The organism is Lysinibacillus sp. GbtcB16, from assembly GCF_019091145.1.
Taxonomy (GTDB): domain Bacteria; phylum Bacillota; class Bacilli; order Bacillales_A; family Planococcaceae; genus Lysinibacillus; species Lysinibacillus fusiformis.
Genome location: NZ_JAGXJV010000825.1, coordinates 1 through 239 on the forward strand (window position 1 = coordinate 1; position 239 = coordinate 239).

1 pseudogene is annotated in these 239 nt (G+C 51.0%); it reads left to right on the plus strand.

The window, feature by feature from the left end:
- Window positions 1-239 (plus strand): annotated as a pseudogene (locus KVT27_RS26005) (phage tail protein); the annotation flags it as partial.

Below are 239 nucleotides of genomic sequence, written 5' to 3' on the forward strand. Positions count from 1 at the left end.
ACCGACGCCCAGCGGCTGACCATCGAGCAGATCATTGAAGATCAGAAGCCGGCCTATACCGAGGGTAAGCTGATCATATTGCAGCCGTGGATGTACGCGGACATGCATACGTATCTGGGCATTAATACTTACTTATCTGAGCCGACGTTATTGACGCTCGACCAGCGCTCTTCGATGCCTTACAACACGGTGCTGATCGATGTGGATCGCGATAAACGCATGGATATACATACCCGTTT